At 67.3% G+C, this 22600-nt stretch carries 22 protein-coding genes; 10 read left to right on the top strand and 12 right to left on the bottom strand.

Annotated elements, in window-relative coordinates; translation table 11 throughout:
- Nucleotides 1-113 precede the first annotated feature (113 nt).
- The gene (locus tag KVS69_RS04980) at nucleotides 114-896 is read left to right on the top strand and encodes a CoA pyrophosphatase (RefSeq protein WP_093533909.1); all 783 of its coding nucleotides are present in this window, start codon (nucleotides 114-116) and stop codon (nucleotides 894-896) included.
- On the top strand, nucleotides 896-1801 hold the full coding sequence (locus KVS69_RS04985) for a sulfurtransferase (RefSeq protein WP_217537354.1): 906 nt from the start codon (nucleotides 896-898) through the stop codon (nucleotides 1799-1801). Before KVS69_RS04980 ends, KVS69_RS04985 begins: the two co-directional genes overlap by 1 nt.
- A gap of 113 nt (nucleotides 1802-1914) precedes the next feature.
- Here the strand turns inward: KVS69_RS04985 and KVS69_RS04990 are convergent, their stop codons facing one another.
- Complete coding sequence (locus tag KVS69_RS04990; RefSeq protein ID WP_068850603.1) at nucleotides 1915-2484, bottom strand: N-acetylmuramoyl-L-alanine amidase; 570 nt, start codon at nucleotides 2482-2484, stop codon at nucleotides 1915-1917.
- 57 nt (nucleotides 2485-2541) lie between these two features.
- On the opposite strand from KVS69_RS04990, the gene KVS69_RS04995 reads away from it, so the two are divergent.
- Together KVS69_RS04995 and rlmKL are read left to right on the top strand one after the other, a co-directional pair.
- The gene (locus KVS69_RS04995; protein WP_184124231.1) at nucleotides 2542-3072 is read left to right on the top strand and encodes a hypothetical protein; all 531 of its coding nucleotides are present in this window, start codon (nucleotides 2542-2544) and stop codon (nucleotides 3070-3072) included.
- Nucleotides 3073-3245: 173 nt separating this feature from the next.
- The gene (rlmKL, locus tag KVS69_RS05000; protein ID WP_217537378.1) at nucleotides 3246-5390 is read left to right on the top strand and encodes a bifunctional 23S rRNA (guanine(2069)-N(7))-methyltransferase RlmK/23S rRNA (guanine(2445)-N(2))-methyltransferase RlmL; all 2145 of its coding nucleotides are present in this window, start codon (nucleotides 3246-3248) and stop codon (nucleotides 5388-5390) included.
- Nucleotides 5391-5465: 75 nt separating this feature from the next.
- Here the strand turns inward: rlmKL and KVS69_RS05005 are convergent, their stop codons facing one another.
- From KVS69_RS05005 to KVS69_RS05015, 3 genes are read right to left on the bottom strand one after another with little or no spacing between them, the layout of a single operon-like run.
- Nucleotides 5466-5795 carry a DUF3325 domain-containing protein gene (locus KVS69_RS05005; RefSeq protein ID WP_184124227.1) on the bottom strand — a complete coding sequence of 110 codons (330 nt, stop codon included), beginning with the start codon at nucleotides 5793-5795 and terminating at the stop codon, nucleotides 5466-5468.
- On the bottom strand, nucleotides 5792-7426 hold the full coding sequence (locus KVS69_RS05010; RefSeq protein ID WP_217537356.1) for a PepSY-associated TM helix domain-containing protein: 1635 nt from the start codon (nucleotides 7424-7426) through the stop codon (nucleotides 5792-5794). The genes KVS69_RS05005 and KVS69_RS05010 overlap by 4 nt, the downstream gene beginning before the upstream one ends.
- Nucleotides 7423-7683, bottom strand: coding sequence for a DUF3649 domain-containing protein (locus KVS69_RS05015; RefSeq protein WP_254622037.1), 261 nt, complete (start codon nucleotides 7681-7683; stop codon nucleotides 7423-7425). Before KVS69_RS05015 ends, KVS69_RS05010 begins: the two co-directional genes overlap by 4 nt.
- A gap of 136 nt (nucleotides 7684-7819) precedes the next feature.
- Here KVS69_RS05015 and KVS69_RS05020 point away from each other — a divergent pair, with 136 nt between their 5' ends.
- Complete coding sequence (locus tag KVS69_RS05020) at nucleotides 7820-8029, top strand: hypothetical protein (RefSeq protein WP_217537358.1); 210 nt, start codon at nucleotides 7820-7822, stop codon at nucleotides 8027-8029.
- Complete coding sequence (locus KVS69_RS05025) at nucleotides 8026-9255, top strand: aminotransferase class V-fold PLP-dependent enzyme (protein ID WP_217537360.1); 1230 nt, start codon at nucleotides 8026-8028, stop codon at nucleotides 9253-9255. The genes KVS69_RS05020 and KVS69_RS05025 overlap by 4 nt, the downstream gene beginning before the upstream one ends.
- Nucleotides 9256-9279: 24 nt before the next feature.
- Here the strand turns inward: KVS69_RS05025 and KVS69_RS05030 are convergent, their stop codons facing one another.
- The 4 genes from KVS69_RS05030 to KVS69_RS05045 form a co-directional block, all read right to left on the bottom strand.
- The gene (locus tag KVS69_RS05030; protein WP_083214103.1) at nucleotides 9280-9678 is read right to left on the bottom strand and encodes a DUF4124 domain-containing protein; all 399 of its coding nucleotides are present in this window, start codon (nucleotides 9676-9678) and stop codon (nucleotides 9280-9282) included.
- Nucleotides 9679-9820: 142 nt separating this feature from the next.
- The gene (locus KVS69_RS05035; RefSeq protein ID WP_217537362.1) at nucleotides 9821-11113 is read right to left on the bottom strand and encodes a DUF445 family protein; all 1293 of its coding nucleotides are present in this window, start codon (nucleotides 11111-11113) and stop codon (nucleotides 9821-9823) included.
- Between the two features lie 130 nt (nucleotides 11114-11243).
- Nucleotides 11244-12122, bottom strand: a complete 879-nt coding sequence (locus tag KVS69_RS05040) for a plasmid replication/partition related protein (RefSeq protein WP_217537363.1) — start codon at nucleotides 12120-12122, stop codon at nucleotides 11244-11246.
- Nucleotides 12123-12174: 52 nt separating this feature from the next.
- A complete protein-coding gene (locus tag KVS69_RS05045) occupies nucleotides 12175-13527 on the bottom strand; it encodes an aspartate aminotransferase family protein (protein ID WP_217537365.1) in 1353 nt (450 codons plus the stop codon).
- Between the two features lie 232 nt (nucleotides 13528-13759).
- Here KVS69_RS05045 and KVS69_RS05050 point away from each other — a divergent pair, with 232 nt between their 5' ends.
- Nucleotides 13760-15055, top strand: a complete 1296-nt coding sequence (locus tag KVS69_RS05050; protein ID WP_068850622.1) for an MFS transporter — start codon at nucleotides 13760-13762, stop codon at nucleotides 15053-15055.
- Here the strand turns inward: KVS69_RS05050 and KVS69_RS05055 are convergent.
- Both KVS69_RS05055 and KVS69_RS05060 read right to left on the bottom strand, forming a co-directional pair.
- Nucleotides 15036-15497 carry a bacteriohemerythrin gene (locus KVS69_RS05055; RefSeq protein ID WP_068850625.1) on the bottom strand — a complete coding sequence of 154 codons (462 nt, stop codon included), beginning with the start codon at nucleotides 15495-15497 and terminating at the stop codon, nucleotides 15036-15038. The two genes, KVS69_RS05050 and KVS69_RS05055, sit on opposite strands and share 20 nt — an antisense overlap.
- 69 nt (nucleotides 15498-15566) lie before the next feature.
- A complete protein-coding gene (locus KVS69_RS05060) occupies nucleotides 15567-16907 on the bottom strand; it encodes a diguanylate cyclase (RefSeq protein WP_184124209.1) in 1341 nt (446 codons plus the stop codon).
- 293 nt (nucleotides 16908-17200) lie between these two features.
- Between KVS69_RS05060 and KVS69_RS05065 the strand changes: the two genes are divergently transcribed.
- Nucleotides 17201-17818 (top strand): DUF6338 family protein, encoded by a 618-nt coding sequence (locus KVS69_RS05065; RefSeq protein ID WP_217537367.1) that lies wholly within the window; start codon nucleotides 17201-17203, stop codon nucleotides 17816-17818.
- Between the two features lie 150 nt (nucleotides 17819-17968).
- Here KVS69_RS05065 and KVS69_RS05070 read toward each other — a convergent pair whose 3' ends face one another.
- Nucleotides 17969-19270, bottom strand: a complete 1302-nt coding sequence (locus tag KVS69_RS05070) for an FAD-binding oxidoreductase (RefSeq protein ID WP_254622032.1) — start codon at nucleotides 19268-19270, stop codon at nucleotides 17969-17971.
- A 145-nt stretch (nucleotides 19271-19415) separates the two neighbouring features.
- Between KVS69_RS05070 and KVS69_RS05075 the strand changes: the two genes are divergently transcribed.
- Nucleotides 19416-20867 (top strand): glutamine synthetase family protein, encoded by a 1452-nt coding sequence (locus tag KVS69_RS05075; protein WP_254622033.1) that lies wholly within the window; start codon nucleotides 19416-19418, stop codon nucleotides 20865-20867.
- Between the two features lie 133 nt (nucleotides 20868-21000).
- Nucleotides 21001-22104 (top strand): polyamine ABC transporter substrate-binding protein, encoded by a 1104-nt coding sequence (locus KVS69_RS05080; RefSeq protein WP_095364005.1) that lies wholly within the window; start codon nucleotides 21001-21003, stop codon nucleotides 22102-22104.
- Between the two features lie 62 nt (nucleotides 22105-22166).
- Here the strand turns inward: KVS69_RS05080 and KVS69_RS05085 are convergent.
- Nucleotides 22167-22600 (bottom strand): M35 family metallo-endopeptidase (locus KVS69_RS05085; protein WP_217537369.1); only part of this gene is annotated, 434 nt, incomplete at its 5' end.

The following is a 22600-nucleotide window of genomic DNA, read 5'->3' on the forward strand; positions in this document are numbered from 1 at the left end:
TTTGTTTTCAACACACTCGCAGCGCCGACCGTTGGTCGGCTCCCGCAGTGTTGGAACCGCGCCATTCGCGTTACTGTTGCCCGGTGCACTTTCCGGAAACCCCCGCCCATGCCATGCCGAGCCCCTGCATCGGAACCTGCGCGCTTGATCGCGCCGGCCTGTGCGGCGGCTGCCTGCGCAACGTGGATGAAATCACCCGCTGGTCGACGATGACCCGACACGAACAAGAACATGTGATGCGGCAGGTGCTGCCGCTGCGTGAGCAGCTGCGGCAGTCGCTGGGTGGCTCACTGGCCGACCACGAGCGCCTGTTGCGCGCGCTGCACCCGCTCGATGCACCCCCCGGTGGCGATGGCTGGAACCGCAGTGAACTGGCCGACCTGCTGCCGCCCGGCCCGCCAGTGGAAGCCGCGGTGCTGGCCGGGATCATTCCGCGTGCCAGCGGCGCGCAGGTGCTGCTGACCCGGCGCACCGATACGCTGCGCCAGCATGGCGGCCAGGTCGGCTTCCCGGGCGGCCGCCAGGAGCCGGACGACCGCGACGCGGTGGCCGCCGCGATCCGCGAAAGCAACGAAGAAATCGCGCTGCCGCACGACCAGGTGCAGGTGCTGGGCTACCTGGATCCGTTCGTGACCATTACCGGGTACCGGGTGATGCCGGTGGTGGCGGTGATCGACCCGGGCTTCGTGGCGGTGCCGCAGCCGGATGAAGTGGCCGAAGTGTTCGAAGTGCCGTTCGATTACCTGATGGACCCGGCCAACCTGCACCAGGTCGAGATCGACCACCGCGGCCGCATTCGCCACGTGCTGGAATACGGCTGGCCGGGCCAGCGCATCTGGGGCGCCACCGCCGCCATCCTCTACAACCTGCGTCGCCGCCTGGAGCAACTGGAATGATGACCGCGAACCCGACCCCGTGGACCACTCTTGTCGATGTGGCGACGCTGTCCAGCGCGCTTTCGCAGGGGGATACGCGCCTGCTGGATGCGCGCGCCACCGCCAGTACGGCGCCGCGCGTGCTGGATGCGCGTTTTTCGCTGGCTGATCCGCAGTCCGGCGCGCGCGATTACGCCGCCGGGCATCTGCCCGGCGCCCTGCGCGCAGACGTCAACCGCGACCTGGCGGACATGAGCATGGTCGGCCACGGCCGCCACCCGTTGCCGGACAGCGATGCGTTCGCCGCCACGCTGGGGCGGTGGGGAATCGGTCCGGATACCCAGGTCGTGGTCTACGACGGCGGCGACGGCAGCATGGCGGCGGCGCGCGCGTGGTGGCTGCTGCGCTTGATCGGACATACACAGGTGGCGGTGCTCGATGGCGGCCTCGCGGCGTGGCAGGCGGCCGGTCTGCCGTTGACCACGGACGTGCCCGAGGTGCTGCCGTTGCCGGCCTATCCGGGGCGTTTCGATACCCGCCAGGTGGCCTCGGTGGACGAGATCGCCGCGCGCTTGAAGCATGCGCCGGGCTGGCTGCTGGATGCGCGTGCCGGTGAACGGTTCCGGGGTGAGGTGGAGCCGCTGGATCCAGTGGCGGGGCATGTGCCCGGGGCGGTGAACCGCCCGTTCGCGTTGAATGTGGCCGACGGCCGCCTGCGGCCCGCAGCCGAATTGCAGGCCGCGCTGCGGCCGCTGATCGGCACGCATGATCCGCAGCAGGTGGTGTTGATGTGCGGGTCGGGCGTGACCGCCTGCCATCTGCTGTTGGCGATGGAAGTGGCCGGGCTGCACGGCGCGCGGGTCTATGCCGATTCGTGGAGCGGGTGGGTCAGCGATTCAAGCCGACCGGTCGCGACCGGCGCCTGATTGGCCGCCACCCAAGGCGTCAACGAATGGCACAGGTAGAGCGGACTGTCAGTCCGCTGCTCTCCGCGTAGACCGCAGGCTGCACGCCAACGGCAGCGGACTGACAGTCCGCTCTACCCCCCCAGCGGACTCAGCGTCACCGCCGCCAGCACCCGCGGCCACGGGAACAACGGGCCCGGGTCGCGCTTGCGCAGCACGCGCCGGTCCGGGTCGTCGCTGGCTACTTCTTCCCGGGTGTCCAGCGCCTCGTGCCCGGCGATGTGGTGCAGGGCGGGCAGGGTGTCGCACAGATGCTGCAACAGGTCGATCAAGGCCGCGATCTGGGCCTCCGGATAGGGTTCATCCATCGCCTGGTGGCGTGAATCCAGCCAGTGCGGGTAGCGGCCGGTGTTGACCAGCTCGATGCCGACCGAACGCGGGTTGTACCCGCTGACGTGGTGAGCCACGCGCTCGACCGGGACGTACTCGACGATGCTGCCGTCGCGGTCGATGTAGAAGTGCCCGCTGTTGCCGCTGCCGCTGTCGTACAGCACGCGCTCGCCGTAGCTGCGCGCCATGGCCAGGTCGGGCAGTTCGGTGCAGTGGATCACCACCAGATCGATGTCATCCGGCGCGCGCTCGCCCAGCTGCGCCACGTAGGGCAGCGGCTGCGAATCGATGCGGGGCGGGGCGCGGTCGGGCATGCGCCGATGCTAGCATTCAGGCATGAGCGCTTACATCGATTTCCACGCGGTGGCTGCATGAGCCGCGGCCACTGCATTCTTTCCCACGGCTTCGAAAGCGGCCCGGACGCCACCAAGGTAACCGCCCTGGCCGAAGTGGCCGAGCGGCTGGGCTGGACCCACGAACGGCCCGATTACACCGACCTGGATGCCCTGCGTGAGGTCAGCAGCGTGGGGGATGTCCGTGCCCGCCTGCAGCGCCTGGTCGAGCGCGCCAGCGCCGCCGCCGCGCAAGGCCCGGTCGTGCTGGCGGGTTCCTCGCTGGGCGCCTACATCTCGGCCATCGCCTCGCTGCAGGTCCCGACCCGGGGTCTGTTCCTCATGGTGCCGCCGACCCGGATGGGGCCGATGCCGGCGCTGGATGCCGCCCGCGTGCCCACCAGCGTGGTCCACGCCTGGCACGATGAGCTGATCCCGGCCGCCGATGTGATCGCGTGGGCCCAGGCCCGGTCAGCCCGTCTGCTGCTGGTGGACGACGGCCACCGCCTGAACAACCACGTGGACGCCTCCGCGCAGGCCTTCGAGGCCCTGCTCGCCACCCTCCGGTAGAGCGGGGCTCTGACCCGCTGCATTCCGGTAGCGGTTCGGCCAGCCAGGCAGAGGCCGGCGCTACGCGGCCGCGTGCGGCCGGGTCACGTACAATGGACGGTCCGGCGCCTGCGCCCGGGCCGCCCGCGGTGCCCGTGGGCACTCCCTTCCTGCTGACCTGCGATACCGATCCCGTGAAATTCTTTGTTTCCTGCGCCAAGGGCCTGGAGTACCTGCTCGCCGACGAACTGCTGGCGCTGGGCCTGCCCAGGGCCACTGCCACCATTTCCGGCGTCAATGCCGAGGGCGAGCTGCCGCAGGCACTGAAGGTCGTGTTGTGGTCGCGCCTGGCCAGCCGGGTGCTGTGGCCGCTGGCCGAGTTCGACTGCCCGGACGAGGGATCGCTGTACCAGGGCGTCTCCTCGATGCCGTGGGAGCAGCACATCAGCCCCGAGCTGACCCTGTCGGTGGACGCCCATGTGTCTGGGACCGAAATCACCCACGCGCGTTTTGCCGCGCAGCGGGTCAAGGACGGCGTGGTAGACAGCCTGCGCGCGCAGGGCCTGGAACGGCCGTCGGTGAACACCGAGTTCCCGGACGTGCGCATCAACCTGTCGCTGCGCAAGGGCCGCGCCTCGATCTCGATCGACCTCGGCGGCGGCCCGATGCACCGGCGCGGCTGGCGCATGGCGCAGAACGAGGCCCCGCTGAAGGAAAACCTGGCGGCCGCCGTGCTGATGCGCGCCAACTGGCCGAAGATCCATGCCGAAGGCGGCGGCCTGCTGGATCCGATGTGCGGCAGCGGCACGCTGCTGATCGAAGGCGCGCTGATGGCTGCCGACGTGGCCCCGGGCCTTCAGCGCCACGGCAGCATTCCGCCGAGCCGCTGGCTGGGCTTCGACCGCGAGGCCTGGAACACCCTGATGGCCGATGCGCGCACCCGCGAGCAGGCCGGGCGCGCCGCGCTCAAGCAGGTCATCCACGGCAGCGACATCGACCCGCATGCGATCCGCGCGGCCAAGGAAAACGCGGAGACCGCCGGTGTCGCCGAGGCGATCTGGTTCGGCGTGCGCGACGTGGCCGACGTGCAGGTTCCGCCGCAGGAAACCGGCTGCGTGGTGTGCAACCCGCCGTATGACGAACGCCTGGCCGCCGATGCGGTGCTGTACCGCCGCCTGGGCGACGCGCTCAAGCGCGCCGTGCCGCAGTGGCGGGCCAGCCTGCTGTGCGGCAGCGCCGAACTTGCGTTCGCCACCGGGCTGCGCGCCAACAAGAAGTACCAGCTGTTCAACGGCGCCATCGAGTGCGCGTTGATCGTGTGCGATCCCATCGCCGTACCGCAGCGCGAGAACGCGGGCCAGCCGCGCGAGCTCAGCGAAGGCGCGCAGATGGTGGCCAACCGGCTGCGCAAGAACATCCGCAGGTTCAAGACCTGGAAGGCGCGCGAGCAGGTCACCTGCTACCGCGTGTATGACGCCGACCTGCCCGAGTACGCCGCCGCGATCGACGTGTACGAAGAAGACGGTGGCGCTGGCCGCACCTTCCTGCACGTGCAGGAATACGCCGCGCCGGCCACCATCCCGGACGTGGACGTGCGCCGCCGCCGCAACGAGCTGCTCTCGGCCGCGCGCGAGGTATTCCAGGTGCCGGCCGAGCAGGTGGCGCTGAAGTCGCGCGAGCGCGGCAAGGGCGGCAGCAAGTATGGCCGCTTCGAACAGCGCGGCGAATTCGTGCTGGTGCGCGAAAACGATGCGCTGCTGCGCGTGAACCTGTTCGATTACCTGGACACCGGCCTGTTCCTGGACCACCGCCCGCTGCGCTGGCACATGGCCAAGGAAGCGCAGGGCAAGCGCTTCCTCAACCTGTTCTGCTACACCGGCGTGGCCAGCGTGCAGGCAGCGGTGGCCGGTGCGGCCTCCACCACCAGCGTGGATCTGTCCGGTACCTACCTGCAGTGGTGCGCCGACAACCTGGCCCTTAACGGCAAGGGCGGCAGCCAGCACCAGCTGATCCAGGCCGATGCACTGGCCTGGCTGGAAGCCGAGCGGCATCGGTTCGATGTGATCTTCTGCGATCCGCCGACCTTCTCCAACTCCGCCCGCGCCGAGGATTTCGACGTGCAGCGCGAGCATGTGCGGCTGCTGCGTGCGGCCGTGGCGCGGTTGAGCCCGGAAGGCGTGCTGTACTTCTCGAACAACTTCCGCCGCTTCAAGCTGGACGAGGAAGCGATCAAGGAATTCGCCGAGTGCCGCGAGATCTCGGCCGACACCATCGGCGACGATTTCGAGCGCAACCCGCGCATCCACCGCGCGTGGGAGTTGAGGCGTTACGGGGCGTGATGTAGAGCCGACTGTCAGTCGGTTTGCACTTGAGTTCCCGTTGCCACCGGAAGAGCAGCCGACTGACAGTCGGCTCTACAGCGCGGCGGCGCCCAGGCCCAGCACCGGCAACGCCCAGGCCAGCGGTGCAATCCAGCGCGGTCGCCACGGATACAGGCCGAAGGCGATCAGCAGGCCGCTGACCGTCATCGCGCCCAGCCACAGCACCGGGCCGGCGGCCCAGCCGTGGTCGGCCACGCAGATGCCGAACGCGGTCGCCAGCAATGCCCAACCCAGCCAACGCCACAGCCGCATGCGCGCGGGGCCGGCGTGCGCCTTGCCATGCAGGTCGAGCTGGTGCTTTTCCATCGCCAGCGACAGGGCGGTGAACGCAGAAAAGTTCAATGTGAGCGCCAGCAGCATCATGCGCTGGCCTCGGCGGCATTCGCGGTGGCGGCAAGTGCTGCGGCCTGGCGCCGCTTCTTCTCGGCCGCGCTCAGCGCAGGCTGCCAACGCTGCATGCGCAGGCCGCAGTACGCCAGCATCGCGCCGAAGGCGAGCATCACCAGGTCGAACCCGGCCAGCGCCCAGTCGCCGGTGCGCAGGGTTACGCCCAGATGTGCATCGGTGGTGAGCACATTGATCACCGGGATCAGGGCGAACAAGGCCGCGCCCAGGTACAGCTGCCAGGCCCACATCAACCGCTTGGGCCAGACGAAGGCCGCCAGCAGGGCGGCGGCCCAGGCATAGAAGAACACGCTGGCTTCTGCGTCGGCGCGTTCCGCCATTTCCAGCGGCAGCAACCGGTTACCCCAGAAGTACGCGGCAAACGCGATCGGCAGGCCGGCCACGGCGCCGATGTTGAGCGCATCCACCAGCCGCAGGCCGAAGCCGATCCTGCCGGCCTTGGCGTGCTTGGGGCGCTCCTTGACCGCCCACAGCACTACGCCGCTGGCCACCATCAGGCAACCTACCAGGCCGGACAGGAAGAACAGGGCGCGCAGGCCCCAGTCCGCGAAGCGGGCCAGGTGCAGGCCGTACATCACGCCACGGGTGTGGGTGGCGCCGCCGGGCACCGGGCTGGTCTCGATCAGCGCGCCGCTGACCGCGTGGTAGCGCAGCGATGGTGTGTCGATCGACAGCCGCTTGCCGTCGCGCTGGTAGATGTCGATGACCGCATTGGCCGCGCCGGGGTGGAACACGGTGAAGCCGCTGACCTGCGCGCCCTTCCATTCGGCACGCGCGCTGTCGAGCAGCTGCTGGATCGGCAGCGGCGCCGCGCTGCCTTCGGCGGCGTCGGCCGGATCGGCCAGGCGCGCAAAGGCCTCGCTGAAGAACGCGTCCTCATCCTTGGGATAAGCCACGCTTACGCCCTGCGGCAGGTACATGAACATCAGCGTGACCAAGCCGGTGTAGGTGATCATCGCATGGTAGGGCAGGGCCATCACCGCGCTGACGTTGTGGAAGTCCAGCCACGAACGCAGGCCCTTCTCCGGCCGGAAGGTGAAGAAGTCCTTGAAGATCTTCTTGTGGGTGATCACCCCGGTAATAATCGCCACCAGCATGAACATCGCGCAGAAACCCACCAGGTAGCGCGCCCACAGCACCGGGATATAGTGCAGGTCGAAATGCAGGCGGTAGAAGAAATCGCCGCCCCGGGTTTCGCGCGCGGCCACTTCCTCGCCGCTGGCCGGGTCCACCGTGGCATCGCCGAAGCGGCCACCGCCGCGGCGGCGCTTTTCACCTTCGGCCGGTGGCTTCACCATCGATTCGGGGTTGCGCCAGAACATGCGCATGGCCGGGTTGCGCGGATCGGGCAGGGTCACGTTCCAGCTTTCGGCCTGCGGCGCCTTGTGCTGCAGGAAGGTCAGCGCGCGCTCGGCGGCGACCTCGGTGGAGACGCTGCTGCGCGGCAGCTCCGGGCGCATCCAGCGGCTGATTTCTTCGCGGTAGTAGCTGGCGGTGCCGGCCATGAAGATGAGCAGCAGCAGCCAGCCCACCAGCAGCCCGGTCCAGGTGTGCAGCCAGGCCATGGACTGGCGGAATCCATTCTTCATGCACGTGCTCCCAGTGCGAGGGTGCCCAGCCAGAACAACGCGGTGGGCGCGGCGATGCCGATCCAGGCGCGCAGTGCGGTCCGGGTGGCGAATGCCCACAGCGCGGCGCAGGCGCACAGCACGATCGCCACCAGCATGCCGGTCAGCACCGCTTGCGCGCGGGCGATGGGCAGGGCCACGGCGAAGAACATCGCGCAGGTGGCGGCCAGCGCGTAGCCGCCGAAGATCGCGGCCAACGAACGCGACAGCACTCCCAGCCAGGGGCGGTCGAAGAAACCGCCGAAGCGGTTGAACCAGCTGGCATCAGGCGTGCTGTCCACGGGAACCTGCAATGTCGGGTCGAACAACGAACGTCACCGGCCGGGGCCGGTGACAGGGGGAGGGTGGCCATCCGTGGCCAAGCCGCCGCACAGGGCGGGGGTATCCCTGGAGAACGGTCTTGCCTCTGTCGCGCACCGCAACGCCACCATCGGCGGCGCGCAGGACGGCATCGAGCAAGCATCCAGTGCGCTAATGATAGTCATTATCATTCGCTTCGGCAAGATTGACAGGCGCTTCGCGCCACCCGTTCTTCGCGCGGCGGCTGCAATACTGGCCGCATGACCGACGCAGACCTGCACGCTCTCGACGCCTTGCCCGATCCCGCCGGGCGCGACCCTGACAGGCTGGCAGCCGATGAGGACTGGTGGTCCCAGGTAGCGGCGCTGTACGACCTCACCGACGAGGTGGTCATGCTCGACAACGGCTACTGGGGCGCGATGGCGCGGCCCGTGTTGCAGTCGTATCAGCGCGCCACCGCACGCGTGAACCGTGAGAATGCCTGGTTCGGGCGGCGGCAGTTCCCGGCGTTGTTGGAACACGCGCGTGCAACGCTGGCCGAAGCGCTCGGCGTGGGCCCGGATGAGATCGCGCTGACCCGGGGCGCGACGGAAGCGATGCAGGTACTGATTGCCGGCTATCGGCACCTGTCTCCGGGCGATACCGTGCTGTATGCGGACACCGACCACGAAAGCGCGATCGCTGCCGTGCAGTGGCTGCGCGAACGCAGGGGCGTGGACGTACAGCGCATCGTGCTGCCGGAGCCGTTCGACCATGACGGCATCGTGGACACCTACCGCCAGGCGCTGGCGCGCTACCCGCGCACCCGCCTGCTGCTGCTCACCCAGGTAGGCCATCGCAATGGCATGCTGCTGCCGGTGGCGGAGATCAGCGCACTGGCCCGCGCTTCCGGCGCGGACGTGGTGCTGGATGCGGCCCATGGCGTCGGCCAGGTCGACACGCCGCTGCACGCGCTGGGCGCGGATTTCGTCGGCATCAACCTGCACAAGTGGATCGGCGCACCGGTCGGCATGGGTGCGCTCTACGTGCGTCGCGGACGCGTTCAGGACCTGGATCCCTGCATGGGCGAGGCCGACACCGGCGATATCGACAGCCGCGTCCACACCGGCACGGTCAACTTCGCGGCGGTCATGGCCTTGCCGGCCGCGGTATCGCTGCACCAGCGGATCGGCGTGGCAAACAAGCGCGCGCGCCTGCTGCGCCTGCGCAACCAGTGGCTGGATGCGCTGCGCCACGACGCCCGGATCCAGCTGCTGGCGTCACCGGATCCGCGTCTGTCCAGCGCCATCGCCGCCTTCCGCCTGCGCGGGCAGGTCAGCCTGGAGGCCAACGCCGCCACGGCCGAGCAAATGCTGCAACAGTCCGGTGTGTTCGTGGTGGCCCGCGAGGGATTGGCGTCCGGCGCCTGCGTACGCGTGACACCGGGCATCTTTACCGCCCCCTCGCAGATACAGTCGTTGATCGACGCCGTGCGCGCAGTTGCTGGTTAGGCAGGATTTCCTGCCGCTAGATGTTCAGCGCGAGCTGCAGGCCTTGGCGATGTCGGCGTCGATCCGCTCCGGTGCGGGGCGTCCGAACATCTCGCTGATCTCGCGTCGGGAACGCAGTTCTTCGCATTGCTCCGGATTGGCCGCGCCGTCGATCACGGTGCCGCGCACCGGGGGCTCTCCACGGCCAGCGTCAGCCTGCATGCGGCGGCGGGCCTGGTGCAGGTCGCGCTGGGCACGGGTGCGCTCTTCCCACGTGAGGTTGGGGTCTTTGACAATCGGGCGGGTCACGCCGGTGTCCTGCTCGGGTGGGCAGGGTACCGTCTGGTAGATGGTCTGGCCGCCGTTCGCGCACTTGTACACGCGCCCGGCGTGGGCATTGCAGGCCAGCGCGCACAGCGCCAGCGTCATGATCGTCCTTCGCATGGTTCCCCCCGTGGGCCACTCCAGCCCTGAATGCGCGGCAGAATACGCGAACCACGTCTCAAAAACACCCGGGCAATCTGTCAACCGGGCCTGCCACAAACACAGGTAGAGCCACGCCCTGCGTGGCTGCGCAGGGCAGGCGCTACCAACGCATCCAAACGGTCAGGGCATGCAGCAACAGCCCTATCAACCCACCCACCAAGGTGCCGTTGAACCGGATGAACTGCAGGTCGCGTCCCACGCTCAGCTCCAACTGCTCCACCAGGTGCCGCTCGTCCCAGCCCTTCACGGTCTGCGCGATATGGCTGGTCACGCCTTCGCGCAGCCGGCTGGTCAGGCGCTCGGCGCCATCCATGAGGTGCTGGTTGAGCGCCTCGCGCAGTGATGGGTCCTCCTGCAGCGCCTGGCCGATCTTGCCCAGGCTGCGCTGCAGGTGGCCGGCCAGCGCAGACGATTCGCTGGACAGATCGGCGCGCAGGCTGGCATGGATGCGCGCCCACAGGCCCTGGACGTACTCCTGCACCGCCGGGTGGTCGATCACCTGCTGCTTGAGCTGGTCGACCTTTTCCGCCAGTGCCGGGTCGTGGCGCAGGCGCTGGATGTAGTCGCCCAGCCACGCCTCGTAATCCTTGCGCAACGGGTGTTCCGGCTCGGCCAGGATCTGCTGCAGTTCGGCCAGCACCGCGTGCGCCATGCGCTCGGCCAGGCTGTCGCCGATTTCATCAATGGGTTTGACCCAGTTCACCGTGCTGGCGAGCTTCGGCCATTCGCGCTGGATGTAGCGCACGATCAGTTCAGATGCGCGCTGCCGCACGGCGTCGTTGTCCATCCACTGGCTGATCCGGGTCAGCCCTTCGTCCAGCACCCGCTGGTGGCGGTTGTCGGCGGTGAGCAGGCCCAGCAGCTCGCCGGCAGTGGCCGCCGCGTTCCACTGCCGCAGCTGCTCGACCACGAACGCCTGGATGCTGCGGCGAACGGCGGTTTCGTCCAGGAAATCCAGCGCCTGCAGGGCCCAGCCCCGCGCCATGTCGGCCAGCAGCCGCGACCGTGCGGGATCAGCCAGCCAGCTGCCGAGCCGGCTGGCGGGGTCGAATACCTGCAGCCGGGCCAGCAGTGCCTGCGGTTCCAGGAACTGGTCGCGCACGAACACCGCCAGGCTGTCGGCAATGCGCTCCTTGCTGCGCGGGATGATCGCCGTGTGCGGGATCGGCAGGCCCAGTGGGTGGCGGAACAGCGCCACCACTGCGAACCAGTCGGCCAGCGCGCCGACCGCAGCGGCTTCGCAGAACGCGGACACCCACGCCCAGATACCGCGTTCACCGTTGAGATGGCTGATGACGAAGCCGGCCAGCATGGCCAGCAGCATCGCCAGGGCAATGGCTTTGAGTCGGCGTAGCTGGGCGCGGCGGGGGTCGACCGAGGGCGTGCTGTTCATGCCGCAAGTGTATCGACCCGGATGCGAACGCCGCCTCGACAAGCATTCTGGAGGGCCGGCCAACGGCCGGCGCTACCATGGCACTCCCACATCGCTCGACGGTAGCGCCGGCCGTTGGCCGGCAGAACGGTTACGCCACGTCGCCGACCTGTCGGCGAAGCGCCGCCAACTGGGCACGCAGCGCATCGTTTTCGAGGGTGAGCGCGATCACACGCTGGCGCAGCTCGGCCGGGCCTTCGCCCAGCGAGGCCAGTGCCTCGGCAATCTCGGCCTCACGGCTCGGATCGACCTCCAGCTCGCCATCGGCGCTGTGCAGCACCTCCTGCACCGGCTTGCGCGGCTTGCGCTTGGCCTCGCGCACGCGCTTGGCGGCCTGTTTCAGCTCGTCCCTGCCGGCGGCCGCGGCCGCGCGCTGTTCCTCTTCCGGCAGCGCCGCTACGGCCGCCGCAGCGCTGATCGAGATCACCCCGCTCTTGACCGCTTCCACCAGTTCCGGCGCGGCCTGCTTGTGGATGCGTTCGATCATCGTCACCTGGCTGCTGCTCAGCCGGGCTTCGCGCGCCATGTCGGCGCGGCTTACCTTCGGCGCCGGCGCCCACGGCGGGCTGTCCTCATCGCCTTCGGGCGTGGCATCGGCGATCTCGCCGTCGCTTTCGCGCTGCAGCTGGGCCTGGTCCGCGCGGTGGCGCTCGGCCAGGATGTCCCGCTTGCGCAGGGCCAGCACGCCGCGCTGGAAATCGGACACGCTGCGCCGACCCAGGTGCTGTTCGATCATCCACAGGTGCACGTCATCCATCGACTGGAAGCGGGTGTTCTGCACTGTCTGGAACGGCAGGCCGTGCTTCTGGCAGATGCCGTAGCGGTTGTGCCCATCCACCAATACATCGTTCCACAGCACCAGCGCGTCGCGGCAGCCTTCGGCCAGGATGCTGCGCTCCAGCGCCTCGTGTTCGTCGGCGGTGAGCGGATCGATGTAGGCCTTGAGTTCTTCTTTGACGACGATGTCCATGCAATCCGGTTGGCGAGCAGCTGTTGACCGCCCATTGTACCGGTCGCCGGCATCACGCCGTGGCGCGGATCATCTCGCCCAGCACGTCCACGATCCGGTCGATCTGCGCCCGGTCGATGATCAGCGGCGGCGACAGCGCGATCACGTCGCCGGTACAGCGCACCAGCAGCGCCCCGTCGCGGAAGCAGCGCTCGAACACCTCAAAGCCCCGGCTGCCAGGCGCGCCCTTGCGCGGCGCCAGCTCGACCGCACCGATCAGCCCGAAATTGCGGATGTCCACCACGTTCGGCAGCCCGCGCAGGCTGTGCAGGCGGGTCTGCCAGTATTCGCCCAGCTCGATGGCACGATCAAACAGGCCTTCGGCGGCGTACGTGTCCAGCGCCGCCAGCGCAGCAGCGCAGGCCAGCGGGTGGCCGGAATAGGTATAGCCGTGGAACAGCTCAATGGCCCCCGGCGGGCCCTGCATGTACGCGGCGTGGATGGCATCGGACACCATCACCGCGCCCATCGGCACCGCGCCGTTGGTCAGCCCCTTGGCCATCGTCAGCAGGTCCGGGGTCACCCCGAAGCGCTGCGCGGCAAAGGCGTTGCCGACCCGGCCGAAACCGGTGATGACCTCGTCGAACACCAGCAGGATGCCGTGCTGGTCGCAGATTTCGCGCAGGCGCTGCAGGTAGCCCGGCGCCGGCAGGATCACCCCGGCTGAACCGGCAATGGGCTCGACGAATACCGCCGCGATGGTGGAGGCATCATGCAGCGCGATCAGCCGTTCCAGGTCCTCTGCCAGTTCGGCGCCGTGGCGGGGCAACCCGGGGGTGAAGGCGTTGCGTGACAGGTCCAGGGTGTGGCGAAGGAAATCGCTGCCCGCCAGCAGCGGGCCGAAGCCTTTGCGGTTGTTGGGCAGGCCCCCGATCGACAGCCCACCGAAACCGACCCCGTGGTAGGCCTTCTCGCGCCCGATGAAACGGGTGCGCTGGCCTTCGCCGCGCAGCCGGTGGTAGCCGAGCACGATCTTCATCGCCGTATCCACCGCCTCGGAACCGGAGTTGGTGAAGAAGGCATGGTTCAGCGGTCCGGGGGCGAGCGCGGCCAGTCTCTGCGCCAGCACGAATGGCAGCGGCGTGCCCATCTGGAAAGGCGGGGCGAAATCCAGCGTAGCCGCCTGCTGCTGGATGGCCTGCACGATCCGCGGCCGCGCGTGCCCGGCGTTGCAGCACCACAGCCCGGCGGCGCCATCAAGGATCGGGCGGTCGTCCACGTCGTGGTAGTACATGCCTTCGGCACGCACCAGCAGGCGCGGTGCGGCCTTGAACTGGCGGTTGGCGGTGAACGGCATCCACCAGGCGTCGAGGGAGGTGGGGGCGTGTTGGGGCAGCGGGGATGGCGGTGTTCCGGTGGGGGGCATGGTGCTGGATCCGCTGGGTTGGATGGTGTGGACTGTACTTGCGGATGCGTTGCTTTGTTGTGGACCGCTTGGCCCGGCCAACGGCCGGAGCTACCGCTGGTTTCGTTCGCACAGCGTGATCCGGCCAACGGCCGGGGCTACCGCTGGTTTCGTTGTTTCGCGTGCAACCATCGCGACGGTGGGCGGCGGTCACGTGGCAGAATCGGGCAGCTGATCTTCCCGCACGTGAACGATGTCGACTCCTGCCGCTGCCAACGCCGCCAATTCGCCCCGCCGCATCCTGCTGGCCAGCCTGATCGGCACCACCATCGAGTTCTTCGACTTCTACATTTACGCCACGGCGGCGGTGCTGGTGTTCCCGCACCTGTTCTTTCCCGACAGCAGTGAGGGTGCCGCGCTGCTGCAGTCGCTGGCGACCTTCGCGGTGGCGTTCATCGCCCGCCCGGTCGGCTCGGCGGTATTCGGCCATTACGGTGACCGGATCGGGCGCAAGGCCACGCTGGTGGCTGCGCTGCTGACCATGGGCGTGTCGACCGTGGCGATCGGCCTGCTGCCCACGCACGCCAGCATCGGCATCCTGGCGCCGGCGCTGCTGGCACTGTGCCGGTTCGGCCAGGGCCTGGGCCTGGGCGGCGAGTGGGGTGGGGCGGTACTGCTGGCCACGGAAAACGCCCCACCGGGCAAGCGGGCCTGGTACGGCATGTTCCCGCAGCTGGGCGCGCCACTCGGGTTCCTGCTTTCGGCCGGCATCTTCCTGCTGCTGGGCCGCGCGATGAGCGATGCGGACTTCCTGCAGTGGGGCTGGCGCGTGCCGTTCCTGGCCAGCTCACTGCTGGTGGCGGTAGGCCTGTGGGTGCGCCTGAACATCCATGAGACCCCGCAGTTCCAGGCCGCACTGGACCGCAACGAACGCGTGCGCCTGCCGATGTGGACGGTGCTGCGCCACCACCCGCGCACCCTGGTGCTGGGCACGCTGGGGGCGTTCGCGACCTTCGTGCTGTTCTACCTGATGACGGTGTTCACCCTCGGCTATGGCACTACCGTGCTGCACTACAGCCGCGAGCAGTTCCTGCTGCTGCAGATGGTGGGCATCCTGTTCTTCGCCGCCGGTATTCCGCTGTCGGCGATGTACGGCGACCGCTGGGGCACCCGGCGCACGATGATCGTGGCCAGCGGCCTGATCCTCGGCTTCGGTGTGTTGTTCGCGCCGTTGTTCCAGGCCGGCAGTCCGTGGCTGGTGGTCGGGTTCCTTGCGCTTGGCCTGTTCCTGATGGGCCTGACCTACGGGCCCTGCGGCACGTTCCTGGCCGAAATCTACCCGGTCCAGGTGCGCTATACCGGCGCCTCGCTGTCGTTCAACCTGGCCGGCATCCTCGGCGCGGCGCCGGCACCGTACGTGGCGACCTGGCTGGCAGGCCGTTTCGGTCTGGTCGCGGTGGGCTACTACCTGTGCCTGACTGCGGTGATCACCATCCTGGCACTGCTGGCCATGGGCCGGCCAACCCGGCTCAGCGGAAAATCCGCTTGAGCGTGCGCCCCAGCCAGCTGCCCTGCTGGTGGTCGCGGGCGAACTGGTTCAGGTGCTGCTTGACCGATTCGGCGTAGGCCTTGTCATCGCCCCGGATGTGGTTGAACAGCCAGCGCGACAGCATCGTGCGCAGTTCGTCGGTGATGTCCTCGCCGGCCTGGAAACGCAGCCGGTACTCGGACACGCGCTTGCCGAAGATCTCGTGCACGCGCTTGTGCGCGGCGCAGAACGGGTAGCCGGCTTCTTCCATCAGCTCTTCCTCGAACGCGAAGTGCGACATGGTGTAGTCCACCAGTTCGTCGATCACCTCGGCCACGGCCACCTTGTGCAGGCTGGTCTGTGCCACGTGCAGGTGGTTGAGCATCTCCACGATCCGCATGTGCTGGTGGTCGATGACGTCGATGCCGATGTTCAGGTCGTCCTGCCAGACCAGAAGTGCCATGCTGCGTTCCCTGTGATGTTCGCTGGGAACGACTCTAGGCAGGGCGGGGCGGACCTGCGTTGATCTGGATCAAGGCGCCAGCGCGGGTTCCCGGGCGGCGGTCGCCTCGCGCGTGCTGCACACGCGGTTGCGCCCGCCGGCCTTGGCCAGATACAGCTGGCGGTCGGCTTCGGAAATCAGCCGGTGCAGCGAATCGTGCTGCGGGCGGATGCAGCACAAGCCGATGCTGACCGTCATCCGCAGCGTGGTGTGACCAAGATCCACTTCCAGCGCGGCGATACGCTGGCGCAGGATCTCGAAGTAGCCGATGGCTTCGTCTTCCTCCAGCCCCGGTACCAGCAGGCAGAACTCTTCGCCACCGAAGCGCGCGATCAGGTCCTGGTCGCGTGCGTGGTCGGCGACGGCCGCGGCCACCGCCCGCAATGCGTCGTCGCCGGCTTCATGGCCATGGGTGTCGTTGATGTGCTTGAAGTGATCGATATCGATCATCGCCACCGCCACCTGCTCACCCTGCACCTGCAGCTTCGGCAGTTGGCGCGTGCTCTGTTCCAGGAAGCAGCGGCGGTTGGGCAGACCGGTGAGGAAATCGCGGGTGGCCAGGTCCTGCAGCGTACCGATCAGCTCCAGCTGGTCAACGTTCTGCGAGACGCGGCAGAAGAACTCCTCGCGCGAGAAGGGCTTGCGCAGGAAGTCATTGGCGCCGTTCTTCAGGAAGCGCGGAATCAACGAGGGATCGGTGTTGCCGGAAATGCCGATCACCGCCACCTTGTCACGCGAACGCAGGGTACGCAGTCGGCGGGTGAATTCCACACCCTCCATGCCGGGCATTTCCTGGTCGACCACCGCCAGCCGGATCGCCGGGTGGGCCTCGATCGCCTTCAGGCCCTCGGCGCCGTCGGCAGCCTCGTAGACGTCGTGGCCATACATGCGCAGCAGCGAGGCGGCGTACATCCGCGCGGACATCGAGTCGTCCACCACCAGCGCGGCGATGCGACGGTTGCGGTCCAGGCGCTGCACCAGCCACACCAGGTAGTCGATGCTGCCGGGGGTGTTCTTGAGCACGTAATCGATGATCTGCTGCTGCAGCACGCGCTTGCGGAGGTCCTCGTCATACACCCCGCTGACCACCACCGTACGCAGCCCGCGCGACAGGAAGTACTCCACCACCTTGTCGCGGTCGCCATCGGCCAGCACCAGCCCGGTCAGCACCAGGAACCAGCCCTGTTCCTCATCCAGCAGGCGCCCGGCCTCGGCCAGCGAGGTCGCCACCGACACCGGCAGCTCCAGCCGCTGCTCGATGGCTTCCTTGAGCATGCTGGTGAACGTGCGCGAGTTTTCCACCAGCAGGATCCGCTGGGGGAGGTCATCACCGGGGTCGCTGGGGAAGGCGCCCTGAAACAGTGCCGGCATGTTGCGTACGCTCGAATCCGAGAGGGTCGGAAGGTGTATCGGCGTCTTCACGCAGGACTTTAGGCCCAATCTCCCGATCTGTGACCGAAATGCATGGATCCGCGGCCCCAACGTCCGGATCCCGGACCTCCCGGACCGTAGTGCCACGCCCTGCGTGACAGCCCTCCCGACTCCGGCCGACCAACCCGTAGGAAGAATCAATCGCTACCCGACTGGAATGAGAGCTGATGCACGTACGGGCGTGCTTCCGCCGCTTACGATTCCTCTGTGCTCGAAACTCTGGTCCGCAACGCATGGACAACCTCTACAAGGACGTGACCCCGCTACTCACGTTCCTGCTGCCGGGGTTCCTTTCCGCATCGATCTTCTATGGGTTCACGTCTCATCCCAAACCCAGTCAGTTCGAAAGGACTGTGGAAGCATTGGTCTTCACGTTTGTCGTCCATGCAGCAACCGGGATGGTTCAGGTCCTGCTGGAAGCAGTTGGCCGGATGTTCACCGTCGGAGATTGGACATCGGCAAGTCATCTCAGCTGCTCGGTGTTGATGGCGACAGTCTTGGGCGCGCTGATGGCCGCAGCTGTCAACAGAGACACGTTTCATTCCTGGCTGAGAGGAAAGGGGTTGACCTCGCGCACCTCACATTCGAGCGAGTGGTACTGCGTACTGGGATCGAATCCCACAGACATTGTGCTGCACCTTATCGACGGCAGGCGCCTGATTGGTTGGCCAAAGGAGTGGCCTCTGAATCCATCCAATGGCCAGTTCTATATTCAGGATCCCGCATGGATCGACGACGATGGAAACACAGTAGAGCTGCGTGATCTGGATGGCATAATCATTCACGCGACCGATGTCAGGTGGGTCGAAGTGATGCTTGGTAAAGGAGTCGAACATGGCATTTCTACGTAAAGGATCCAACCCGCCTCTGCCGGCCTCCCGGCGAAAGCGGACCGAGGATGCAGATCCGGCGGCTCGCAGCACCCAACGAAAAGTTCCGCCGAACCCACCGCCGGCCCCCAAGCGCCCCTGAGTTGAGCGCTGCGCATCAACGCGTAACGTTCAACCCAACACATCCCGCAGTTTGTACCAGGACATGGCGGCCACCAGCAGCGGCGTGCGCAGCAGCTTTCCACCGGGGAAGCGCCCATGCGGAATTCGCTCGAACACACCCAATCGTTCGTTCTGTCCGGCAATGGCTGCGGCAATCACTGCGCCGGCCAATCCCGTCGCGGCGACGCCATGGCCGGAGAAACCCTGCGCGAAGTACACGTTGGGTGTGAGACGGCCCCAATGCGGGGCGCGGTTGCGGGTGATGTCCACGTAGCCGCCCCAGACCTGCTCCATGCCCACGTCGGCCAGTTGCGGGAACACCTGGTGCATGCGTCTGGTCATTACCCCGCGCAGATTCGGCGGCGGCAGCGCCGAGTAGCTGGCGCGGCCACCGAACAGCAATCGGTGGTCGGTACTGAGCTTGAAGTAATCCAGCGCCCAGCTGACGTCGGCCACGGCCATGTCATTGCGGATCAGCGCCCGGGCCCGTTCCTCGCCCAGCGGGGCGCTGGCGCCGATATAGGTACCCACGGGCATGATCCGGCTCTCCAGCTCCGGTGCGATGCCCTGCAGCCACGCGTTGCCGGCGATGACCACCTGATTGGCGGTGACGGTGCCGTAGGCGGTACGCAGCTGCGGGCGGTCCCCGCGCACCAGTTCCAGGGCAGGGCTGGCCTCATGGATCACCACGCCCAAGCCCTCGGCCGCGCGGGCAAGCCCCAGCGCATAGGCGAGCGGATGCAGATGGCCGCTGGCCGCATCGAACATCGCGCTGCGATAGCGCGGGCTGTCGAGCTGGCTGCGCAGCTGCTGCCGGTCCCACCACTGCAGCGGGTAGTCGTAGCGCTCCACCAGGGTGTCCATGCCTGCACGCAGCGCACGCTCCTGCCGCGCGTTGATTGGCACGCTGGCATGGCCATCGCGCCAGTCGCACTGGATCGCGTAGTGGCTCAGGCGATTGCGGAGCAGGGCCATGCCCTCGCGAGAGAAGTCGAACAGGCGGCGCGCATCGGCATTGCCGACCAGCCGTTCCAACGTATCCACCTCGCAGCCGTAGCCGACAATGGCCTGGCCGCCATTACGGCCCGAGGCACCCCAGCCGACCCGGTGCGCCTCGAGCACGGTCACCCGGTAGCCGCGTTCGGCCAACGAGAGCGCGGCCGACAGGCCGGTGTAGCCAGCGCCCAGTACGCACACGTCGGTGGCATGGTCGCCCCGCAGCGGCGCGCGCAGTGGCGCGTCGGGCACGCTGTCGGCATACCAGCTGGGTGCGTGCGCCTGTCCGGCCAGGCTCATTGGGGGCTCGCTCATGCGCACAGCATGCCAGCAACCCGTGTCGAGGGCAGGTGCGCCCGCTGTGACGGCGGCTGCCGACGGAGGTACAGTGGCACTATCACAGTACGTTCCAGCCCTTCGGCGAAGCTTGTCGTCGTTACTCCAGCACAGCAGACCGGTCATGACCACCCGAACGCGTTCGCGCAAAGCCCCGTCTCCATCGCGCAAGGCCGCCGCTCCGTCGCGGAAGGCCCCAGCGCGCAAGGCCGCCGCCAAACCGGCCGCTGAAGAGAGTGTGCTGCTGCGCTGGCTCAAGGATCGCCACATTACCGAAGTGGAATGCCTGGTGCCGGACATCACCGGCAACGCGCGCGGCAAGATCATCCCGGCCGACAAGTTCTCGCATGACTACGGCACCCGGCTGCCCGAGGGCATCTTCGCCACCACCGTCACCGGCGAATTTCCGGACGATTACTACGAACTGACCTCGCCGTCGGACTCGGACATGATCCTGCGCCCGGACCCGGACACCGTGCGCATGGTGCCGTGGGCCACCGACCCCACCGCGCAGGTCATCCACGACTGCTACACCAAGCACGGCGAGCCGCATGAGCTGGCGCCGCGCAACGTGCTGCGCCGGGTGCTCGATGCCTATGCCGAACTGGGCCTGCGCCCGGTGGTGGCGCCGGAGCTGGAATTCTTCCTGGTGCAGAAGAACACCGACCCGGACTTTCCGCTGCTGCCGCCCGCCGGCCGCTCGGGCCGCCCGGAAACGGCGCGGCAGTCGTACTCGATCGATGCCGTCAACGAATTCGATCCGATCCTCGACCTGATGTACGACTACTGCGACGCGATGAAGCTGGACGTGGACACGCTCATCCACGAATCCGGCGCAGCGCAGCTGGAGGTCAACTTCACCCACGCCAACGCGATGGACCTGGCCGACCAGGTGTTCCTGTTCAAGCGCACCATGCGCGAATCAGCCATGCGCCATGGGGTGTACGCCACCTTCCTGGCCAAGCCGATGGAAACCGAGCCGGGCAGTGCAATGCACATCCACCAGAGCCTGGTGCGGGTCAGCGACGGCCACAACGTGTTCAGTGGGGACAACGGCGGGGAGGAGTTCAGCCCGCTGTTCGGCCACTACCTGGCCGGCCTGCAGAAGTACGTGCCGGCAGCGATGGCCTTCTTTGCCCCGAACGTGAATTCCTACCGGCGGCTGGTATTCGGCGAGGTCTCCCCCAGCAACGTGCACTGGGGCTTCGACAACCGCACCTGCGGGCTGCGGGTGCCGATGGACACCCCGGAAAACATGCGCGTGGAAAGCCGTTTTGCCGGTTCCGACGCCAATCCCTACCTGGCGATCGCCGCCACCCTGGCCGCCGGCCTGCTGGGCATCCGCGAGCAGGGCTCGCCGACCGCGCCGATCAGTGGCAGCGCCAAGGAGCTGGGCTACGACCTGCCGCGCTCGCTGGGCGAGGCGCTGGACGGCCTGGAGCGCTGCCCCGAGCTGCGCGAGATGCTCGGCGAGCGGTTCTGCCGGGCGTATGTGTCGGTCAAGCGCAAGGAGTACGAGACCTTCTTCCGGGTGATCAGCTCCTGGGAGCGGGAGTTCCTGCTGCTGAATGTGTAAGCGGCCCAGCCGCCCGATCAGGCATGGCCGTGAGCGCCATGTGCTGGGAAAATACCCGGCTGCCCGTTAGGCTGGCACCGTCATGCCGGTCCGGCCGGTTCCCCCGCCTTGCACCTGACCTGTGGAGAGTCCGATGAAGCTGCGAATCCTCACCCTCGGCATTGCCGTTTCGATGCTCAGCGCCTGTGGCGGCGCCAAGCAGGAAGACAGCAAGGTGCTGAACGTCTACAACTACAGCGATTACATCGCCGAAGACACCATCCCGAACTTCGAAAAAGCCACCGGCACCAAGGTGACCTACGACGTGTTCGACAGCGACGAGATGGTCGAGACCAAGCTGCTCGCCGGTGGCAGCGGCTATGACGTGGTGGTGCCGACGCTGAACTTCTTCGGCCGCCAGATCCAGGCCGGTGTGTTCCTGCCGCTGGACAAGAGCAAGATCCCGAACCTGGCCAATCTCGACCCGGAGATGATGAAGCGCATCGCGCAGCAGGATCCGGACAACAAGTACGGCGTGCCCTACATGATCGGCACCACCGGCATCGGCTACAACGTGGAGATGCTCAAGGAGCGTTTCGGCGGCAGCACCGAAATCGCCAACAGCTGGGACCTGATCTTCAAGCCGGAAAACATCGCCAAGATGAAGGACTGCGGGATCACGATCCTGGATACCCCGGCCGACATGATTCCGATCGCGCTGCATTACCTGGGCGAAGACCCGCACAGTCATGACCCGGCGGTGATCCAGAAGGCGGCCGACCTGCTCAAGACCATCCGCCCGTACGTGCAGAACTTCCATTCCTCGCAGTATGTGGGCTCGCTGGCCAACGGCGGCACCTGCCTGGTGGTGGGCTGGTCGGGCGACATCATCCAGGCCCGCGACCGCGCCGCCGAAGCGGCCAACGGCGTGACCGTAGCCTATTCGATCCCGAAGGAAGGCGCGCCGCAGTGGTTCGACATGCTCGCCATTCCGAAGGATGCCAAGCACCCGGAAGCGGCCTACGCCTTCATCAACTACCTGCTGGACCCGAAGGTCGCCGCGGCCAACACCAACTTCATCCACTACGCCAACCCGGTGAGCGCGGCCACGCCGCTGGTGGACGAAGCGATCCGCAACGACCCGACCATCTACCCGCCGGCCGACGTGGCCGCGAAGATGTTCACCTACTCGATCAATCCGCCGGATGTGGACAAGCTGTACACCCGGTTGTGGACAGAGGTGAAGACGGGTCGCTGAGGCGAGACTTTTCCGTCGAAAGACCCTAGGGCCGCCGGTTCGCACCGGCGGCCCTTTTTTCATCAGTTCTGGGAATCGAGATTGTCCGCGAAGTACTCGTAGCCGTAGGCGTGATCGGACGCCACGTCTCTTGCGGTTCTCGCGAGATATCTCGCTTCGGAGGGAAGGGCAAATGCGGCCTCATAGTCTTGAGTGCCCTTGCCAAGGAAGTCGTTGAAATGTGAAACCTCGTGGTAGATCGTGCGCGCCTTGGATCCCAATTCGATCCCCGGTCCAACGGGGAGCTCGAAGAAGCGTGGGCAATAGTTGATTACGTGCGCCGAGTCCGGATCTACCCAAGCAATCACCTTTTCGGCGGAAGGACCCTCGCAGTCGCACGACGCTGGGGATAGCAGCCCATACCGGTCTGCGGTCGCACCGAGGACCTTTCGAATCCGCGAGTTGATTGTGCTGGAGACGTTTGGATCCCCGTGAAGACCAAACCATGTGGTGTAGC

The organism is Stenotrophomonas sp. GbtcB23, from assembly GCF_019091045.1.
GTDB classification, from domain to species: domain Bacteria; phylum Pseudomonadota; class Gammaproteobacteria; order Xanthomonadales; family Xanthomonadaceae; genus Stenotrophomonas; species Stenotrophomonas rhizophila_A.

What these genes read in the sequence shown, in the direction of transcription:
- KVS69_RS04980 (WP_093533909.1), top strand. Translation starts at nt 114, where the DNA reads ATGCCGAGCCCCTGCATCGGAACCTGCGCGCTTGATCGCGCCGGCCTG.
- KVS69_RS04985 (WP_217537354.1), top strand. Translation starts at nt 896, where the DNA reads ATGACCGCGAACCCGACCCCGTGGACCACTCTTGTCGATGTGGCGACG.
- KVS69_RS04990 (WP_068850603.1), bottom strand. Translation starts at nt 2,484, where the DNA reads ATGCCCGACCGCGCCCCGCCCCGCATCGATTCGCAGCCGCTGCCCTAC.
- KVS69_RS04995 (WP_184124231.1), top strand. Translation starts at nt 2,542, where the DNA reads ATGAGCCGCGGCCACTGCATTCTTTCCCACGGCTTCGAAAGCGGCCCG.
- KVS69_RS05005 (WP_184124227.1), bottom strand. Translation starts at nt 5,795, where the DNA reads ATGATGCTGCTGGCGCTCACATTGAACTTTTCTGCGTTCACCGCCCTG.
- KVS69_RS05010 (WP_217537356.1), bottom strand. Translation starts at nt 7,426, where the DNA reads ATGAAGAATGGATTCCGCCAGTCCATGGCCTGGCTGCACACCTGGACC.
- KVS69_RS05025 (WP_217537360.1), top strand. Translation starts at nt 8,026, where the DNA reads ATGACCGACGCAGACCTGCACGCTCTCGACGCCTTGCCCGATCCCGCC.
- KVS69_RS05030 (WP_083214103.1), bottom strand. Translation starts at nt 9,678, where the DNA reads ATGCGAAGGACGATCATGACGCTGGCGCTGTGCGCGCTGGCCTGCAAT.
- KVS69_RS05035 (WP_217537362.1), bottom strand. Translation starts at nt 11,113, where the DNA reads ATGAACAGCACGCCCTCGGTCGACCCCCGCCGCGCCCAGCTACGCCGA.
- KVS69_RS05040 (WP_217537363.1), bottom strand. Translation starts at nt 12,122, where the DNA reads ATGGACATCGTCGTCAAAGAAGAACTCAAGGCCTACATCGATCCGCTC.
- KVS69_RS05045 (WP_217537365.1), bottom strand. Translation starts at nt 13,527, where the DNA reads ATGCCCCCCACCGGAACACCGCCATCCCCGCTGCCCCAACACGCCCCC.
- KVS69_RS05050 (WP_068850622.1), top strand. Translation starts at nt 13,760, where the DNA reads ATGTCGACTCCTGCCGCTGCCAACGCCGCCAATTCGCCCCGCCGCATC.
- KVS69_RS05055 (WP_068850625.1), bottom strand. Translation starts at nt 15,497, where the DNA reads ATGGCACTTCTGGTCTGGCAGGACGACCTGAACATCGGCATCGACGTC.
- KVS69_RS05060 (WP_184124209.1), bottom strand. Translation starts at nt 16,907, where the DNA reads ATGCCGGCACTGTTTCAGGGCGCCTTCCCCAGCGACCCCGGTGATGAC.
- KVS69_RS05065 (WP_217537367.1), top strand. Translation starts at nt 17,201, where the DNA reads ATGGACAACCTCTACAAGGACGTGACCCCGCTACTCACGTTCCTGCTG.
- KVS69_RS05070 (WP_254622032.1), bottom strand. Translation starts at nt 19,270, where the DNA reads ATGAGCGAGCCCCCAATGAGCCTGGCCGGACAGGCGCACGCACCCAGC.
- KVS69_RS05075 (WP_254622033.1), top strand. Translation starts at nt 19,416, where the DNA reads ATGACCACCCGAACGCGTTCGCGCAAAGCCCCGTCTCCATCGCGCAAG.
- KVS69_RS05080 (WP_095364005.1), top strand. Translation starts at nt 21,001, where the DNA reads ATGAAGCTGCGAATCCTCACCCTCGGCATTGCCGTTTCGATGCTCAGC.